Here is a 16,886-nt window from a genome sequence, read left to right on the forward strand (position 1 = left end):
CGGCTCTGAGGCCAGGAAATGCCATTTGGGAGCGGCAGCGGCGCAGTGCCGACGGTGCCTCGTGCAATCGCTCCGGCGTTCCGGTTCGCGATTTGGAGCCGGGGTACGAGCGCGCGTTCCAAAAAACAGAAAAGGCGCTGCTGGAGGAGCCGAGCAGCGCCTTTGAATATACAGGCCGACTTCAGATCAGGGTGCAGCCTCGCCCTTGCATTCCTTCATCAGCGCCTCGCGCTTTTCCTTCACCTTGGAGAGCTTCTCCTCGAAGTGCGTGATGGCCTTGTCGTGCTGCGGGGTCGAGCCGCCGGTGTCTTTAATTTCCTTCTTCATTTCCGCGATCACGTTTTCGCGCTTGGAAATGGAGATGTCGGCATCATTGAGAGCCGTATTGATTTTTGCGTCGGCGCACTTGTAATCGGCGGCCTGGACGGAAGCTGCGGGAACAGAAACAATGACCGCCAGGGCGATCGCTGCCAGAGATGCGTTTTTGATCATTTTGTTTGTCGCCCTTTTGCGATGGTGCGCCAAAGCTATCACACCACAACAGCAGATTGGGCATGAATAATGCGTAATTTTATTGGCCGGAAGGTGGCAAATGCTTCGCGCTAATCGCTGTTTTTATTGCGTTTTCGATAGTTAGATTGCGCCTGCAAAGGTCGGGCAGATCCAGCGCGGAGCCGATTGTTTCAGTAAACAAATGGTCGCCGGAAGGGGGGCGGGAACGGCATTGAGTGGTGCCGTTCGCCGCGCCTCATCCGTCGTCAGACTTAGTTGCTCAGCTTGATGTTGATCGCGGCGCGGGCAACATCGATGTTGTCAAAGCCAACGCGATCGCCGGGCAGCACGCCTGGGAACGCTGACGGAATGTGCCGCGTCGCGCCGATGTCATAGCGCAGATATTCAGCGCGCAGAGAAACGCCGTAGAATGGCATCCACTCAATGCCGCCGCCATACGTCAGGCCGTTGTCGTGCATGCGCACGGTGTCCTGGAAGGCGAGAGCAGGCACGTTCTGCGTGAACTTGTATTCACCGTAGCCCCAACCGATGGTGCCAAACAGAAGCCAGTTGTTGATGGCCCAGCCAAGGCGCGCGCGGACGCTGGCCACGTGGGACATGTCGCCGGAAAGCGTTGTGCCAAGCGCAGGAAATGCAACGGTGCTGCCGCCGTTCGCGAGCGTGGATGCGTCTAATTCGAGGCCCAGAAGGAACTGGTCGCTCTGCCAGTTGTAGCCAATCTGACCACCGATGATGCCGCCGTTGAGATCGAGCGCCGAGAGGCTTGCCGCGTTATTGAAAGTGCCTTTCAGATCCTGCCAGCCATAGCCACCGTGCAGACCGACATACATACCGTTCCATGGATTGCGTACCTGCGCCTCAGACGGCGACGCGGTAACGATGGCCGCCATTGCAGCGGCGGCAAGATAAAACTTCTTCAAAGCCACGTACTCCCTCGCTCAATTTTTGTTCCCCTCATACGCGGGCTACGCAACGAGACGCAGGGCTAACATGGCGGAGCGGGGCTCGAATGTTACCGGGCCGCGGTTGTGCACACAGGCACCGGCTTTTTTCACAGCAGATGAATAACTTTGGCTCGAATTGGCGCGGTTTTGCGCTTCTGCAAAAAGGCGCTTGTCACTGTTCTAAGCGTCACAGTGCTGGCGGCTGCAGCGCATGCCAGTACGTCAGCGCTGCTCCATGGCAGAGCGGCGGCAGTGCAGAAAGGCCTTTGATCTGAAGGATTAAATCGATTTTCCGCGCGGGCTCGATGCAGAGATCGGCGGCAGCCGAACGGGCGCAGGACCCAGCTTCAACCGGCGTTGTTGTTGGCCGGATTGATGACTTGGCTCGGGTGCGAGGCCGGGGCGCGCGGATCACTGCGCTTGACGCCAAAAGCGGAAATAATCGCGACGGCGATGGCGAAGATCACAATCGTGCCCACCGTCACGGCGGTGCTGGGCGGAACGGATTTGCCAATGCGCGCGAGCTTGTCGCTTGCGGAGGGGCCTGCTTTTCGGCTGTCTGATGTTTCGAGCAAGTCTGTCATCGGCACGCTCTGGGGGCTCACTTCCAACTAACCGGCGAACACTAATGCCTGTTGAAGTGTGATGACCCGATTGTCTGCATCCGGCTGTCCGGGCGATACAAAGCTGCCAACCCTCGTTGGGGACGCTTCTCGGCAGGTATTAAGACGCTACAATGCATCAATATTTTGCGGGTGGGCATGCATCAGGATGCCGCTGCTAAACCTAGGTCAAGTCTGGTCGGCGATGGTAGCTACCCTACGGGGTAGGCGCGGCTGGCGGATGGTCGCGGCATGGCTCGGATGCCACAGCAACTCGCGGCGTTATCACTTGAACAGCGACGTGAGCGAGAACGACGATCCTTCGATAACAGGCGGCGCTTCGGCCACCTGGGTGTGCGGTTCATCGATGTAGACGTTCACGCCGGTGGCGCGTCCATCCTTGATCAGTGACGCAACATAGGCCCAGCCCTTCGGCTCCATGCCGATGCACGCTTCAGACATCTCGCCCTTGAGCCGCACATGGATGGCAATGTTGCCGCGAGCTAGAATGGCCTTCTTCTGCTGCGGCGTGTACTGGTCCTGGTTCCAGAGTTTGCGCAGCCAGATGCCGGCGACGTTGCGCTTGGTTTTAGGCCCCCAGTTGATGCGGCGCGCTTTGTCAGACGCGAATGAGTATTCGCCGGGCGGCAGCGGCCCGACTGCCCTGGCAGCCAGACATTCCGGGTCGGGGTTGTTGCGGCAGACATCGCGGCCGGAAAGCGCCCAGGTGATGGTGCGGCCGTCGATGGCGGCGTTGTCGGAGATCACGAAAAGGCGGCCGGTGCGGATCGTATAGCCAAGTTTGAAGCTGCCCGCCGATGTCGGCACTTCGCGCACGACGTCCTGGAAAGGCTTGCAGATTTCGCCGCCCGAGAGTTTGCGCCGGAACCCGTTCAGGCTGATGGTGACGTAGTCGACGTTCGACGAGCAGTCCCACATCGGCAGCATCTTGCGATCTTTGAGCGCCGCGAGCACGGTTTCGGAAGCGGGCGTTTCTGCGCGTGATCCGTTCTGCTTTCCTGCCTTGGTGTCCTGTCCGGCCACCTTTGACTTGGCAGGCGGCGGTTTCACCTCCACCTTCAAAGTTGTGTCCCACGGCGCAGCTTCCGGCGCAGGATCGGCGGGCAGCGAGGCCTCTACGATCGTGCCGTCCTCGTCAATCGTGCCGCGCGGCAGGGATCTGATCTGCTGGCATCTGGATGTCAGCTGCGGCGGGGTGATCTGCTTGACGGCGAGCTGACGGGCCAGCGCACTGGGCGCGCCCTGCTCGATGTAGGCGCTGATTAGCTGGTGCTGCACTTCAAGTTGTTCCGGAGACAACTCAAAGATGCACTCCTCATAGATTTCGTCGCCCACCTGGCTGAAAATATCGGCGAGTTGGGAAGCAGCAGCTGAAGGTGGCGGCGGCTCGGGCGTCAGGTTGGCGCCGCTTGTGCTGATAGAGCCGGAAAAATCCGGTATCTGCGCGGCAGCAGGCACAGCCGTCAGCACGAGCAGCGCGGCGGCAAAGCCCCATGCTCTAAAGCCAAGTTGTGCTGTTGTTTTCTGCACGCAGTCCACCCCGATTCACGACCGCAGACAATTTCGTACTCCGAGAGTCGGGGCAATACCATGGCACCGGTTTTGCCCCTATCGTTCAGGTATTTGGCGGGTTGTCGGATTGCAGCAAGCAAGTTGGGGCAAAAAACCGCTGATGTTTGTCAGGCGCATGGCGGCGACGCCCGCTCCGCTGTCGCATGGAGGCGCTATTGGTCGCAAACGCACGACAGCCCATAAAGGTCGTTCATTTACCTTGCCGTGCTATAGGCGATCCTGAAATCCTCACTCGCTCGGAGACATCCATGTCGCAAGACACCAACAAAGAAGACATCAACGCTGCCATCGAGCGCCTGACGCAAGAGAATGCCGAACTCAACGGTATGGTGCTGGCTACCGGCGTTATTCTTACTCAGCTTCTGCAGGCCATGACGCTGCGCGAGCTCAATCCGTGGAATTCGGCCACGCGCATTGTCAACAACGCCCAGGGCGCGATTGAAGGCTTTGCAGCCAGCGATTCCAGCCCGCGCGCCCAGGCTGTGAAGGAGCGTGCGCTCACCGCTATCAAGCAGTTTGAAGACCAGCTCCGCTCGGTTCTTCCGACCTGATCCGCACCGGATTTCAGGCAAGAAGGAGCCGGTTACGCATCCGGTAAAAAAAAAATGGTCGCGAAGCTTTATCTTGAGGATTTCGCCGTCGGGCAGCGCTTTGAAAGCGGAAGCCATGAGATGACGGCCGAAGCCATCAAGCGCTTCGCGGCTGAATTTGATCCGCAACCTTTCCATCTCGACGAAACCGCGGCCAGGGATTCGCTGTTCGGCGGCCTGGCCGCCAGCGGATGGCATACGGCCTCGGTCACGATGCGGCTGCTGGTTGAGGGTGGCGCGCCGATCGCGGGCGGCGTCATTGGCGGCGGCGGCGACATTACCTGGCCGCTGGCGACCCGACCCGGCGACGTACTGCACGTGACCAGCGAGATTGTGGAAATCAAGCCGTCACGCACGAAGCCGCATCGGGGCATGGTGACGGTGCGGTCGGAAACCAAAAATCAGCGCGGCGAGACCGTGCAAATCATGGTTTCCCGGTTGGTGGTGCCACGCAGGCCGGAAGGTGTGTCCGGACCCGCCGTGTAATCTGGCCACGCTGCGTAAAAAGCAAAAAAATCGGGTTTGACATGGCGTTACGTAGCGCCTGCCACCGCGCGACTTATCGACGGTAGCGGAATAAATGTGTCGCGATTGTGACACCGGCTTGCCGGTTGCACCCGCGAAGCTGCTTCGCTCTTGCGGAAAAATGGCCGGCCCGCTTCGTTGGGGATGAAGATCAGATGACCCTTGTCCTGCCACAGTATTGCGGCAGGCTAACCACAAGGGTTTTCATTCAGGGCGATTCAATGATGCGGACGTTTGCAGTGCCAGCTTTGCTGTGGGGTTTGGCAACTGTATGGGCCGGACTGTTCGGCGCAATTCAGCCGGCGACGGCGCAGTTGCTTTGGGATTGGGACGGCGAGCGCAAGACGGACGGTAGTGGACGGCGCGTGGTCTCGTTTGACGAGAAGTATACGCCCGGACAGATCATCGTCAGCTTCACTGACCGCAACCTGTATTTCATCCACGAGCGCGGCAAGGCCATCAGTTATCCCGTGGCAACGCCGCGTGAGGAAGATCGCTGGCAGGGCGTGACCACGGTCACCGAGAAGCGCGAAAATCCGGCCTGGCGGCCTACACCTTCGATGCTGAAGGAAAATCCGCGTCTGCCAAGCTGGGTGCCGGGCGGCCATCCGATGAACCCGCTGGGCGTGCGAGCTCTCTATCTCGGTTCGAGCTTCTATCGCATCCACGGCACCGACGCGCCCTGGACCATCGGCACAGCGGCATCCAAGGGCTGCATCCGCATGTACAACAAAGACGTGCTGGATCTCTATCCGCGCGTACCCCGTGGCACCCGCGTGACGGTAACGTGGGAACGCTTCCGGTCGGAAGAGATCTCGCAGTCACCGGTCGCGACGCGTCGTGGCAGTCGCTCACTTGGCGGTCCGCGTCTGCGCAACATGCAGAGCAACGAGCTGCCCCGTCAGGCTATCGAAAGCTGGGCGAACTGAGGCACAGCGGGCCGAGCGTGTCGCTGGCTTGCGATTGAAACAACAAACGGGCGCCCTTGAGGGGCGCCCGTTTTTGCATCCGGAAACTGTTGGCGATGCGTTTAACCGCCGACGCTGTGTGCGCTGCCGTTCAGCTTTCCTGCCCGGACTTCAGCTCTGAATACTTTGCCTGCGCCTTCTTGAACTTGCTCTCGAACAGCCACATCGCGTCGAGGATTTCGCGGTAGGTGGCAGAGGTCTTGGCGCGCTCCTTCTTGCCGAATGCAAACATCGAGTTGTTGCGCAGATAGCCCATCACGCGCGGACTGGTGATGCGGTAGTTCATGAAGTCGCCGGAGTTGAGTGCGGCCCGTGTGGGAGTCGGCACGATCTGGATGAGCTGGAAAAACTTCATCTGATCTATTTCGTCGGGCAGCACCCTGGTGATCTCGGGAAGCTGCGCGAACAGATCGGCATGCGCGTTCATCAGCCCGTTACGCACGGCGACCCAGTGATTGTAACGCTCGTCGATGCCGCGTGCGCGCGCAGCCTCCTTTGCGTCACGCTTGGCGACGTCAGGGGCAACTTTCGCGATCCGCTCCTTCAGGCCGTTCCACTTGCGCTTGCCGTTGGTATTTTCCTTCGGGCCGGTTTGCAGGCTGCCCTTGTAAGTCTTGGATCGGCCATTGCCGATGTTCTGATTGCCGTTGGTTTCGGCGAAGAAGATACCAAGGCTGATGCGCCCCGCGGCGTCGGCTGTCTTCTTGTCGAGGCCTTTGGCCAGACCGATAGCGCGGCCGATGTCGTACACATCCTTGAACGGAGTGTTTGAGGCCTGTGCGAACTTCGGTGGCGCCTGCATGTTCTTGAAGAGTGCAGCGTACTCCTCAATCAGCGGCTCGATCTCCTTGTCGAAATAGGCCGGCGGCACGTCGAAGCGATTGGGCGGTCCGATGCGCTCCGGTATCGCGTCGGTGAGATCCTTATAGGTGCTCATCACTTTGACGCGCGCCAGATACACATCCTGTCCCGGTCTGCTTGCAAGTTTCGCGTTGCCGTCGATCTGGCTTCGACGTTCGGCCAGCACCCGTTTGAATTCTGCCAATGCCGCATCATAGGCCGCAACAGCTTCGGCTTGCTCACGTGTGAGCTTGGCCGGAAGGCGTTGTGCGTGTGCGGAGGAAACGGGTGAGAAGCTGCCAGCGCCAGGGAAATGCCCGGACGCCGAAGCGGTAAGCGCAAGGAAGAGCGCTGCGGAAATTGATGCCGGTTTCATGCTGTCTGGTTACGCGAGTTGCGTAAAATTTTCCAGCCGCCGCTTCCTTAAGATATTGTCATCTGCAAGTGATCGGCCAGCGTTTGCGGTGAAATTCAGCGCAGTGATGGTATTGAGATCTGTGCTTGTGCGGCACCGCGCCGCGTTAAAAAAGTTAAACGAATTGCGGAACGCACACGGACGAGCTGCGTTTTTGCCTCCGTAACACAACGGAGGACGATCATGATCAGCCGCACAACTTTCGCCGCCATCCTTATTGCGGGTACTGCAACTGGCGCGTTGGCAGAAATGAAGCTGGCGGACGTGAAGGTGAATACGCCGGGTGTGAACGTGCAAGCACCGAGCGGTGGCGTTGAACTCGATGTCGATGTCAATCGCGGCGCAGCCGATGCCGCTGTGATGCCGACTGTCGACTGGGTTGGACGCCCGCTGTTCTCAATTGACGGCAAGCGACTTGGCGAGGTGGCGCTCGTGAACGGTGAAGATGTTTATGCCGATATCGGCGGCTTCCTGGGATTGGGCGAGACGCGCGTCAAGCTGGGCGCAAACCAGATCGGCAGCGCGACTGACGAGCGCGTGGTGATCAAGCTGACCGAGGAGGAAGCAAAGGATCTTCCCAAGGTCGATAAGAACGCCACGGTTCAGTAACGGATCACGTCGCTCGCGCACCGATGCGGGCGTTGCGGAAGACAACTTGAACCGGTCATCATGAACCGGGCCGTCTGCGGACAAGCTTCCGGTTCCTGTAGCCAATACGACAACGGCGGCGCTCCTTTGAGAGCGCCGCCGTTTGTGTAGCTTGGGCATAGGTGGATCAAGCCACCCATGGCTTAGTTCGCAGCGGCTTCCGCCTGGTTGCGCTCTTTCTTGGCGATCTTGGCTTCACGCTTCTTGGCGTTCTCCGCCTTGCGCTGGCGGGCCTGGATCTGCTTGCGGCGCGAATCCGACATCGTGGGCATGGGTCTCTCCAAATAGGTTTGAACGGGCCAATAGGTTGAACGGGTTAGTCAGAAGCGCCATCGGGCGCGGATTTCCCGCCAGCCTCATAGCCTCCCGCCGGGCCGGTTGTCAGCCCCATAATTGCCGCCGGCCCTGAAACGGGCGGTTTTGCTGCTGTTGCCCGTTAACGAACCGCTTCATGGGGCTGCATGGCTGTCAGCACAGGCCGATAATCGGCCGCCCCGGGCTGTTTTGCACCCCGGAGCGACTTGGTCGATCAGTGCTGTTCGGCAGGGAGTTCGCGTCCGAGCCGGTCGACGTAGGCGATGCCGACCGCCGACAGGATGAACACGATGTGGATGATGGTCTGCCACATCACGCCAGCTTCAGTGAGCTTGGCGCCATCCGATCCCAGATTGCCAGCTTCGATGAATGTCTTGAGAAGATGGATCGACGAGATGCCGATGATGGCCATCGCCAGCTTGATCTTCAGGACGCTGGCATTCACATGGTCGAGCCATTCGGGCTGATCGGGGTGCCCATCCAGTTTCAGGCGCGAGACGAATGTCTCATAGCCGCCGACGATCACCATAACGAGCAGGTTGGAGATCATCACGACGTCGATCAGGCCCAGCACGATCAGCATGATCTGCTGCTCGCCGAACGATGTCGCGTGCAGAACCAGATGCGCCAGCTCCTTGAGGAACAGGAACACATAGACCGCCTGGGCGATGATCAGGCCCAGGTACAGTGGAACCTGGAGCCAACGTGAGCCGAAGATCAGGGATGCGAGTAGGGAGGTGGGTGACGGGGTCGCGTCGCGAGCCATATGGGTTGCGCCTGTCCGTTGTGTTTGGATGCTAGGTAACGGCCCGCTTATCACAGGAAACAGACAGCACGGAATGAGACAACGCGCGGCGGCTAAACCGTCACGCGGCAAATGTCGGGGGCTATTGAAAGGGCTGGGCTTTAATTGTCGGGCGGCACTTGCTGCAATTCAATTGCTGAGCAAGGCGCGCGACTGCGTTCACAATTAGTTGAATGGAGCTACGCCGTTATCCTGATCGCTGTTCGCCAGCATCTGAATGTGGCGCACAAAGCGATCGTAGGCTTCGAGATAGCGGCCATCTACAAACTCTTCAATTCGGGTCAGCTGATTGTTTGCCGTCCAGAAGTTGAAGCGCAGCATCACGTCCAGCACTTCACCGGTGTTTTTGTGACGATAAATGCCGTGCACCGACGCGGTGCTGAATTCTGGCCCGGACACGATCCGTTTGAGAGCGAAGCGTTCGATCCAGAAGGTCGTCAGCACGAGAGTGATGCGAAACTCTACGTCTTCGCGGCCATAACTACTGGCTGCCCATGGAACCTGAATGCCGTCGACGTTGACCAGAAATATGATGTCCGGATGCATCACGCTGAGGACGCGTTGAACATCTCCTGCAGCCCAGGCGCGTATGGCATGTTCTGCGATGGAGCAGTCTTCCTCGAATGACACGGCAGCAAATCCAATGCGTAGATCAGGCGGATTCATCACGCGTCGCACCAATCGATATTGTTTCTAAGGTGCAACCTGACGATGAGGTAACAGGTAACTCGGATGCCGTCGCTCAGGCAAGAATATTAAACGACAATCATTTACCGCGACGGCTTTGCTCCAGAGCATAAAGGGACAATGCAGTGCGACGCCGGAAAATCGCGAGAAGCCGCGGCGTTTTTCTGATTTGGATCGGGGAAGAATTAGAACGTTTCCCAATGTTGGTGATGTGCGAATTTTGCAAACATCGCATGCGTATCGCTCCGCACGTTAGATGATAGAATTGCGACAATTAGAGCGGACACAGAATATATTTATGCGGACAATCGGCTCTGCGATTGTTTTGGCTTTGGCGCTTGTCTAAGCGCACTGTGGCCGTACAGAGCGAGCATGTCGTAGCAGGTATGTGGCTCTACTCCGCTGCGTGTCGTTTCGCTTTTTTTTTGGCACCTGGGGTTTCGTCATTGGCGTGCGCATCGGCGGCCGGTTGAGTGCCGCGGGCATTTGCGGGTGCAGGTTTGCGCGCCATCACCGTCTTCAGATATTGGCCGGTGAAACTGCCTTTGGTCGCGATAATATCTTCCGGCGTGCCTTCAGCCACCACCATACCGCCGCCATCGCCACCTTGCGGGCCCATGTCGATCACCCAGTCGGCGGTTTTAATGACCTCAAGATTGTGCTCGATGACGACCACGGTGTTGCCCGCATCGGCCAACTCGTGCAGCACTTCAAGCAGCTTGGCGACGTCGTGGAAATGCAGCCCCGTCGTTGGCTCGTCGAGAATATAAAGCGTGCGTCCGGTCGCGCGGCGCGACAGCTCCTTCGACAGCTTGATGCGCTGCGCTTCGCCGCCTGACAGCGTCGTCGCCTGCTGGCCGATCTTGATGTAGCCAAGCCCGACGCGCGCCAGCGTTTCCATCTTGTCGCGAATGGGCGGTACGGCTGAGAAGAACTTCGCGCCTTCTTCCACCGTCATGTCGAGTACGTCGGCGATCGACTTCTCGCGATAGGTGATCTCCAGCGTCTCGCGATTGTAGCGCTTGCCCTTGCAGACGTCGCAGGTGACGTAGACATCCGGCAGGAAGTGCATCTCGATCTTGATGACGCCGTCGCCCTGGCAGGCTTCGCAGCGGCCGCCCTTGACGTTGAACGAGAAGCGTCCCGGGCCATAGCCGCGTGCCTTGGCTTCCGGCAGCCCGGCGAACCAGTCGCGGATTGGGGTGAATGCGCCCGTGTATGTGGCCGGGTTGGAGCGCGGCGTGCGGCCGATAGGCGACTGATCGATATCGATGACCTTGTCGAGCTGATCCAGCCCCTCAATGCGCTTGTGCGCGCCAGCCTGAATGCGCGCGTTGTTCAGCTTGCGCGCGGCGGCGGCGTAAAGCGTGTCGATGATCAGCGACGACTTGCCCGATCCGGAAACGCCGGTGACGCAGGTCAGCAGGCCGAGCGGGATGTCGACACTGACGTCCTTCAGATTGTTTTCACTGGCATCGATGATGCGCAGCGCCTTGCCCTTCTGCGGCGCGCGGCGCTTCTTGGGCAGCGGCACCATGCGCACGCCGGAAAGATACTGGCCGGTGAGGCTTTCCGGATCGGCCATGATCTCAGCGGGTGTGCCTTGCGATACGATGCGCCCGCCGTGGACGCCTGCGCCGGGACCGATGTCGACGACATAATCGGCCGTATGGATCGCATCTTCGTCATGCTCGACAACGATCACGGTGTTGCCGATGTCGCGCAGATGCTTCAGCGTGGCGAGCAGCCGGTCGTTGTCGCGCTGGTGCAGGCCGATCGACGGCTCGTCCAGCACGTACAGCACGCCCGTAAGACCTGAGCCGATCTGCGAGGCAAGACGGATGCGCTGACTTTCGCCACCGGACAGCGTGCCCGACGAGCGCGACAGGGTGAGATACTCAAGCCCCACATCGTTGAGGAACTGCAGCCGCTCGCGGATCTCCTTCAGGACACGCGTTGCGATTTCGGTCTGCTGCTTGGTGAGTTTCTTCGGCAGTTCAGCAAACCAGTCGTTTGCCGTCTTGATCGACATATCGGTAACTTCGCCGATGTGCTTTTCATCGATCTTGATGGCAAGCGCCTGCGGCTTCAGGCGATAACCGCCGCATGTTTCGCACGGGTGTGAGCCCTGATAACGCTCCAGTTCCTCGCGCACCCAGTCGCTTTCGGTTTCACGCCAGCGCCGCTCGATGTTCCGGATTATGCCTTCGAACGGCTTCACGGTGTTGTAATTCCGTGTGCCGTCAAAATAGGTGAAGGTCACGTCGTCGTCGCCGGTGCCATAGAACATCGCAAGCTGCACGTGTTTGGGCAGCTTGTTCCAGGGCGTGTCCATAGAGACATCGAAGTGCGCGGCAAGGCTTTCCAGCGTCTGCTCGTAGTAAGGCGACGACGAACCCGTTTTAGCCCACGGCACGATTGCGCCCTGCGATAGCGACAGATCAGAGTTGGGAACGACCAGATCGGGCTCGAACTGCAGTTCCGTGCCGAGACCATCGCAGGTCGGGCAAGCGCCGGCAGGTGCGTTGAACGAGAACAGCCGCGGCTCAATCTCATCGATGGTGAAGCCGGAAACCGGACACGCAAAACGCGCCGAGAACGTCACGCGCTCATGCGTCTCGTTTTTATTCTTTAGTTTGCCCGGCGACTCCCCTCCGGGGAGCCGGCCGCCGGGCATGGTGTCGTCATCGTCCGCGCGCGGCCGGCGCGCCGCAGGCGTGTCGCGCGCGGCACCATAGAGTGGCTTATCGGCAAACTCGGCGAACGCGATCTGTTCGTCGGAAATGTTCAGCGCCGTTTCGAAGCTATCCGCCAAACGCTTGGCGATGTCCGCGCGCACAACGAGGCGATCGATCACGACATCGATGTCGTGCTTGAACTTCTTGTCTAGCTTGGGTGCTTCGTCGATCTCATAAAACGTGCCGTCGATCTTGACGCGCTGGAAGCCCTTCTTTTGCAGTTCGGCGAGTTCTTTCTTGAACTCACCTTTGCGGCCGCGCGCGATGGGCGCCATCAGGTAAAGGCGCGTGCCCTCCGGCATCGCCAGCACGCGATCAACCATCTGCGACACGGTCTGGCTTTCGATCGGCAGGCCGGTTGCCGGCGAATAGGGCACGCCGACGCGCGCGAACAGCAGGCGCAGGTAGTCATAGATCTCGGTGACGGTGCCAACGGTCGAACGTGGGTTCTTAGACGTCGTTTTCTGCTCGATGGAGATGGCGGGCGACAGGCCGTCGATGTGGTCCACATCCGGCTTCTGCATCATCTCCAGAAACTGGCGCGCGTAGGCCGAAAGGCTCTCAACGTAGCGGCGCTGGCCCTCGGCATAGATGGTGTCGAACGCAAGCGACGACTTGCCCGAGCCCGATAGCCCCGTGAACACCACCAGCGCGTCGCGCGGGATTTCCAGATCGACGTTCTTCAGGTTGTGCTCGCGCGCACCCCGAACGTGGATGGTCTTCATCAGCGAAGGGGCCGCGATGGGCGTCTTGGGGGCTTTTGCCATGGAGAACTTCTATCCGGGGCCAAGGAGGCAGCAGAACACCGCCCGGCGCGGCTTGGCGCTCGGCGGATGGCTACAAGATGGGCCATAGATAGTGGGTCGACGCAAGGCGCGAAAGCCCACAAGCGGATCGGGCCTGCCGGCGCGCGCATAAGCCCACATTCCGGGGCTGCTCAAAGTTACTGGGCCGGAGCAGGCACAGGGTTTGGGGGCGGCAATTCCGGGCTGGCTGCCGCTTCGGCGCGGTCCAGGGGGCAGTCGACGCCCTTTTTCCGGCAGCGGCGCCGGTAAGCCCGGTCCCAGTTGGCCTTCAGCCCCACCTCCTGCTGCTGGATGCGCAGCGCCTCGATAAAGCGCAGCTTCTTCCTGCCCTCAAGACGCTTGAACTTTCTCTTCTGCTTTTTAGTCATGCCGCAGCCGACGCAATACCCGCCGTTCTTGAACTTGCAGACGCTGATGCAGGGGGAGGGGATCTTCATGCGGCAAGACAGATAGGCATGGGGTGCCCGGATGGGAATGGCAGGGCTGGCAGTGTCGCGCGGTATGTTAAATTCTCAGCCGGTGCGCCCGCGCCTGAAGGCCATTCGCTTGAAGGTCATTCATAGGACTTTAGCCGGCCCTCACTAATGTACCCTGAACCAAGCGGGGCACCTGTTCATGGCCGATCTGATCCACTTTGCGCTATCCAATTTTACGCTGACGTTTCTGGTGCTGGGTCTCATTACCGGCCTGATCGTCGCCATTTGCAAAGGGATCACGCGGGCCACGCTGGCGGAAGAGCTGCTTGCCTATTTTATCCTGTTCACGATCGCGATCGCCTACTTCTACAACTTCGTGTTCCACGTCTTCTTCGGCTATCTGGCGCCGGTTTACATCGGCTGGGCGGACAGTCCGTTTCAGGCCGAGGTGGGGTATGCAAGTCTAGGCTTCGCTGCCGTTGGCCTGCTGGCGTTCAAGGGCAACTGCATGGTGCGGCTGGCCGCCATTCTGGGTCCGGCGATGTTCCAGTGGGGCGCAGCGGCGGAGCATGTGAAGTCGATCATAGCCACCGGCAATATGGCGCCGGGCAATGCCGGGATCATGCTCTATTCGGATATTTTCCTGCCGGTCATCGGCTTCGCGCTGCTGTGGTTCAAGCGCGCCACCGACCAACGCAGCGTCGCTTCGGACCGGTAAGATCCAAAGCGATGCTGCAAGCTGCTTGAGGCGTATGATTCACGCTTCGGCCTGCTAGGCGTCCGAAGCGATCACGGTCTAAAGCGCCGGTGGCTCATCCTCGCCGCGATAGCACGTGATTGGAACGATGCCGCCCGCCGCATCGGCTTTCTGCTGATCGGCATCGGACAGCGCGCCCTCCATCAGATCCAGCCGCTTCCAGATCGGGAATGGTTGCAGACCGTTCTCGTCGGGCACATGCGCCGACAACCGCTCGCGGGTGCGATGGATGTAGCGTCCGCAGTTGACGAAGATCCGCTCGATTTGAACGGAGATTAGCAGCTGCGCTCCGGGATAATCGGCGCTCTGCGCATCAATCTCAGCTATCCGCGCGACGCCCTGCAGCCGCAAACGGCGCGGGTTCTCGAAATCGATGAACAGCATGCCGATGTTGGCGGTGGCTGCGATGTTGCCGACCGAAAGGAACATGCCGTTGCCGTCGTAGGATGGGAACAGCAGTTCACTGGAGCCGGTTATGCGCACAAAGCCCGGCGCGCCGCCCTTATAGGATACGGTCGGGCGTCCAAGCGTATCGACGGTACTCAGAAAGAACATCGGCGCGTTGGTGATAAACTCGCGGTCAGCATCGTCAAACTCTGCGTGGGACAGATCTTCCAGTCTGTTTGCAAGCCGGCCGGTTCCGAATTGATCGTGCAGTCGCCTGTGCGACGGGCCATAGAGTTGGCTCAAGATGCGTCCTCCCAATGATTTTTTTGCTGAAGTATTACGCAGCGCACGAACGGGTTGCAACCGGATGCACAATCGCGCCCTTATGCGGTGCGCGCCGTAACCGCCCGGCAGCTTTTCTCCGGCATGCGTTATTCAGTCTGAGGAGCGAGACCGATGGAAACGCAGAGTATGGGCCAGCAGCTAGTATCGGCGCAGGAGATTTCAACGACCTGCTGCATCGTCGGCGGCGGGCCGGCGGGCATGATGCTCGGGTTTCTACTGGCGCGAGCCGGTGTCGATGTGACAGTGCTGGAGAAGCACGCCGACTTCCTGCGCGATTTCCGCGGCGACACCATCCACCCCTCGACGCTGCGGCTGATGGATGAACTTGGTCTGCTCGACGAGCTATTGCGGCTGCCGCACAGCCAGCTTGCCAAGCTTGGGGCGCAGATCGGCGAGACACCTATAAGGTTTGCGGACTTCAGCTTTCTGGGCCCGCGCTATGGTTTCATCGCCTTCATGCCGCAATGGGATTTTTTGAACTTCCTGGCGTCGAAGGCGGCGGCCTATCCGAATTTCCGCCTCATCATGCAGGCGGAGGCGACAGACCTCATCGAAGACGACGGGCGCATCGTGGGGATCAAGGCGGTGACGCCCGATGGGCCGCTGACCGTCCGCGCGACACTGACCGTCGGCTGCGATGGCCGCCATTCGGTGGTGCGGCGGCAGGCGGGCTTCGAGGTGCAGGATATCGGCGCACCGATAGACGTTTTCTGGCTGCGCCTGTCGCGACGGCCGGATGAGCCGCAGACCTCCGGCCGCTTCAACGCTGGCAGCTTCTTCGCGGTGATCGATCGGGGCGACTATTACCAGATTGCTTACGTGATCCCGAAGGGTGCTTCCGACGCCATCCGTGATGGCGGCATCGAAGCATTCCGCAAAATCGTAGCTGACAATTTGCCGTTTCTGGCCGACCGCGTTGATGAGCTGCGTAACTGGGACGACGTGAAACTGCTGAGCGTGCGGATCGATCGCCTCACCACATGGTTCCGGCCAGGGCTGTTGTGCATCGGCGACGCCGCGCACGCGATGTCGCCGATGGGCGGCGTAGGTATCAACCTGGCCATTCAGGATGCGGTGGCGGCGGCAAATATCCTGTGGCGTCCGCTGGCCGACGGCACGCTGAAAACCTACGAACTGGCCAAGGTTCAGCGCCGACGCATGTTCCCGACACGGGTGACGCAGCGGCTGCAGGTGCTGGCGCAAAATCGCATCATTCAGCCGGTGTTGGGGGCGGCGCAACCACTGAGCGTTCCGCGCCTGATGCGCCTGATTGATCGCACGCCATGGCTGCAACGCATACCGGCGCGGATCGTAGGTGTTGGCATCCGGCCGGAGCATATTCAGTCGCCGGCTAGGGCTGTCCGGGAAGGGACAGCCCGCAGTCAGTGATGCCGGGCTTGCCGGAAAACCGGTTCCCACTTTTCCGGAAGCACTTTAGCCGTGGTTCGTGAGCGCAACGAACTCTTCGTCGTCCTGCGCGCGGCGCTCGAACTTCAGGAAGTCATAGTAGCCGCAGCGCCCTTCGCCGGGGAACGAGCGGCAAACGCCAGGGCGGGCTTCATAGACCGTGCAGCTGCGCTTGTCGGTGTCGAAGAAGCGGCAGATGCGACCGTAGATGTCATCTTTCTTGCGGCGCATGGCGTACTTGCGACCATGCGCTTCCTTCGTGAACGCTTCCCGGGCGTCGTCGAAGCTCATGTCGTAGTGACGGGCGAGGCGCTCAACGTCACGCTTCTCCAACGGGATCAGCGGATAGGAGCAGCAGTAGCCGGGACACTTCTGACAATTGTATTGGGTGCTCACAGCGCGGTGTTCTCCTGCGGTGATTCGGCCACCATCGGGCCGATACAGCGTCAGCAGCAGTCTGATAACGCCTTGTCCTTCTTGACTCATGCAACGCGCCGTGGGGAAAGAGCAAGAGGCATAAGGGCTTTGGCCACAGGTGGGGGCATGCTCTGCGGCGGATGTCACACTTTTTCCCATAAGGTTTGC

18 protein-coding genes are annotated in these 16,886 nt (G+C 59.9%); 6 read left to right on the forward strand and 12 right to left on the reverse strand.

What is annotated here, in order from left to right:
* Nucleotides 1-186: 186 nt before the first annotated feature.
* The 4 genes from C6Y62_RS12145 to C6Y62_RS12160 all read right to left on the reverse strand — a co-directional run bounded on the left by C6Y62_RS12145 (nucleotide 187) and on the right by C6Y62_RS12160 (nucleotide 3,610).
* Nucleotides 187-492 carry a hypothetical protein gene (locus C6Y62_RS12145; RefSeq protein WP_068461070.1) on the reverse strand — a complete coding sequence of 102 codons (306 nt, stop codon included), beginning with the start codon at nucleotides 490-492 and terminating at the stop codon, nucleotides 187-189.
* Nucleotides 493-764: 272 nt separating this feature from the next.
* On the reverse strand, nucleotides 765-1,433 hold the full coding sequence (locus C6Y62_RS12150; RefSeq protein ID WP_068461073.1) for an outer membrane protein: 669 nt from the start codon (nucleotides 1,431-1,433) through the stop codon (nucleotides 765-767).
* Nucleotides 1,434-1,804: 371 nt separating this feature from the next.
* Entirely contained in the window at nucleotides 1,805-2,062 is a 258-nt protein-coding gene (locus tag C6Y62_RS12155) for a hypothetical protein (protein ID WP_198491406.1), read from the reverse strand.
* A 282-nt stretch (nucleotides 2,063-2,344) separates the two neighbouring features.
* Nucleotides 2,345-3,610 (reverse strand): tlde1 domain-containing protein, encoded by a 1,266-nt coding sequence (locus tag C6Y62_RS12160; RefSeq protein WP_083509594.1) that lies wholly within the window; start codon nucleotides 3,608-3,610, stop codon nucleotides 2,345-2,347.
* A gap of 290 nt (nucleotides 3,611-3,900) precedes the next feature.
* Here C6Y62_RS12160 and C6Y62_RS12165 point away from each other — a divergent pair, with 290 nt between their 5' ends.
* The 3 genes from C6Y62_RS12165 (at nucleotide 3,901) to C6Y62_RS12175 (ending at nucleotide 5,696) form a co-directional block, all read left to right on the forward strand.
* A complete protein-coding gene (locus C6Y62_RS12165) occupies nucleotides 3,901-4,203 on the forward strand; it encodes a hypothetical protein (protein ID WP_068461079.1) in 303 nt (100 codons plus the stop codon).
* A gap of 54 nt (nucleotides 4,204-4,257) precedes the next feature.
* Nucleotides 4,258-4,728: a MaoC family dehydratase gene (locus C6Y62_RS12170; protein WP_173954133.1), complete on the forward strand. Its 471-nt coding sequence runs from the start codon at nucleotides 4,258-4,260 to the stop codon at nucleotides 4,726-4,728.
* Nucleotides 4,729-4,991: 263 nt separating this feature from the next.
* Nucleotides 4,992-5,696, forward strand: a complete 705-nt coding sequence (locus C6Y62_RS12175) for a L,D-transpeptidase (protein ID WP_246274654.1) — start codon at nucleotides 4,992-4,994, stop codon at nucleotides 5,694-5,696.
* Nucleotides 5,697-5,826: 130 nt separating this feature from the next.
* On the opposite strand, the gene C6Y62_RS12180 is transcribed toward C6Y62_RS12175, so the two are convergent.
* Nucleotides 5,827-6,951 (reverse strand): hypothetical protein, encoded by a 1,125-nt coding sequence (locus C6Y62_RS12180; RefSeq protein WP_173954135.1) that lies wholly within the window; start codon nucleotides 6,949-6,951, stop codon nucleotides 5,827-5,829.
* A 222-nt stretch (nucleotides 6,952-7,173) separates the two neighbouring features.
* Here C6Y62_RS12180 and C6Y62_RS12185 point away from each other — a divergent pair, with 222 nt between their 5' ends.
* Nucleotides 7,174-7,599 carry a hypothetical protein gene (locus C6Y62_RS12185; RefSeq protein WP_173954136.1) on the forward strand — a complete coding sequence of 142 codons (426 nt, stop codon included), beginning with the start codon at nucleotides 7,174-7,176 and terminating at the stop codon, nucleotides 7,597-7,599.
* Nucleotides 7,600-7,781: 182 nt separating this feature from the next.
* Here C6Y62_RS12185 and C6Y62_RS16650 read toward each other — a convergent pair whose 3' ends face one another.
* From C6Y62_RS16650 to C6Y62_RS12205, 5 genes are all read right to left on the reverse strand, one after another.
* Entirely contained in the window at nucleotides 7,782-7,910 is a 129-nt protein-coding gene (locus C6Y62_RS16650; RefSeq protein WP_276510020.1) for a hypothetical protein, read from the reverse strand.
* A 257-nt stretch (nucleotides 7,911-8,167) separates the two neighbouring features.
* A complete protein-coding gene (locus C6Y62_RS12190) occupies nucleotides 8,168-8,719 on the reverse strand; it encodes a TIGR00645 family protein (protein ID WP_068461087.1) in 552 nt (183 codons plus the stop codon).
* Nucleotides 8,720-8,923: 204 nt separating this feature from the next.
* Nucleotides 8,924-9,388, reverse strand: a complete 465-nt coding sequence (locus tag C6Y62_RS12195; protein ID WP_173954137.1) for a nuclear transport factor 2 family protein — start codon at nucleotides 9,386-9,388, stop codon at nucleotides 8,924-8,926.
* Nucleotides 9,389-9,839: 451 nt separating this feature from the next.
* Nucleotides 9,840-12,950 (reverse strand): excinuclease ABC subunit UvrA, encoded by a 3,111-nt coding sequence (uvrA, locus tag C6Y62_RS12200; protein ID WP_173954138.1) that lies wholly within the window; start codon nucleotides 12,948-12,950, stop codon nucleotides 9,840-9,842.
* Between the two features lie 176 nt (nucleotides 12,951-13,126).
* On the reverse strand, nucleotides 13,127-13,426 hold the full coding sequence (locus C6Y62_RS12205; protein WP_173954139.1) for a DUF1289 domain-containing protein: 300 nt from the start codon (nucleotides 13,424-13,426) through the stop codon (nucleotides 13,127-13,129).
* A 178-nt stretch (nucleotides 13,427-13,604) separates the two neighbouring features.
* On the opposite strand from C6Y62_RS12205, the gene C6Y62_RS12210 reads away from it, so the two are divergent.
* The gene (locus tag C6Y62_RS12210) at nucleotides 13,605-14,123 is read left to right on the forward strand and encodes a DUF6790 family protein (RefSeq protein WP_173954140.1); all 519 of its coding nucleotides are present in this window, start codon (nucleotides 13,605-13,607) and stop codon (nucleotides 14,121-14,123) included.
* 78 nt (nucleotides 14,124-14,201) lie between these two features.
* Here C6Y62_RS12210 and C6Y62_RS12215 read toward each other — a convergent pair whose 3' ends face one another.
* On the reverse strand, nucleotides 14,202-14,852 hold the full coding sequence (locus C6Y62_RS12215) for a pyridoxamine 5'-phosphate oxidase family protein (RefSeq protein ID WP_173954141.1): 651 nt from the start codon (nucleotides 14,850-14,852) through the stop codon (nucleotides 14,202-14,204).
* A 153-nt stretch (nucleotides 14,853-15,005) separates the two neighbouring features.
* On the opposite strand from C6Y62_RS12215, the gene C6Y62_RS12220 reads away from it, so the two are divergent.
* Entirely contained in the window at nucleotides 15,006-16,283 is a 1,278-nt protein-coding gene (locus C6Y62_RS12220) for an FAD-dependent oxidoreductase (protein WP_246274656.1), read from the forward strand.
* A gap of 45 nt (nucleotides 16,284-16,328) precedes the next feature.
* On the opposite strand, the gene C6Y62_RS12225 is transcribed toward C6Y62_RS12220, so the two are convergent.
* Entirely contained in the window at nucleotides 16,329-16,787 is a 459-nt protein-coding gene (locus tag C6Y62_RS12225; RefSeq protein WP_083509569.1) for a YkgJ family cysteine cluster protein, read from the reverse strand.
* Nucleotides 16,788-16,886: the final 99 nt, after the last annotated feature.

Source organism: Hyphomicrobium sulfonivorans, assembly GCF_013306565.1.
Taxonomy (GTDB): domain Bacteria; phylum Pseudomonadota; class Alphaproteobacteria; order Rhizobiales; family Hyphomicrobiaceae; genus Hyphomicrobium_A; species Hyphomicrobium_A sulfonivorans.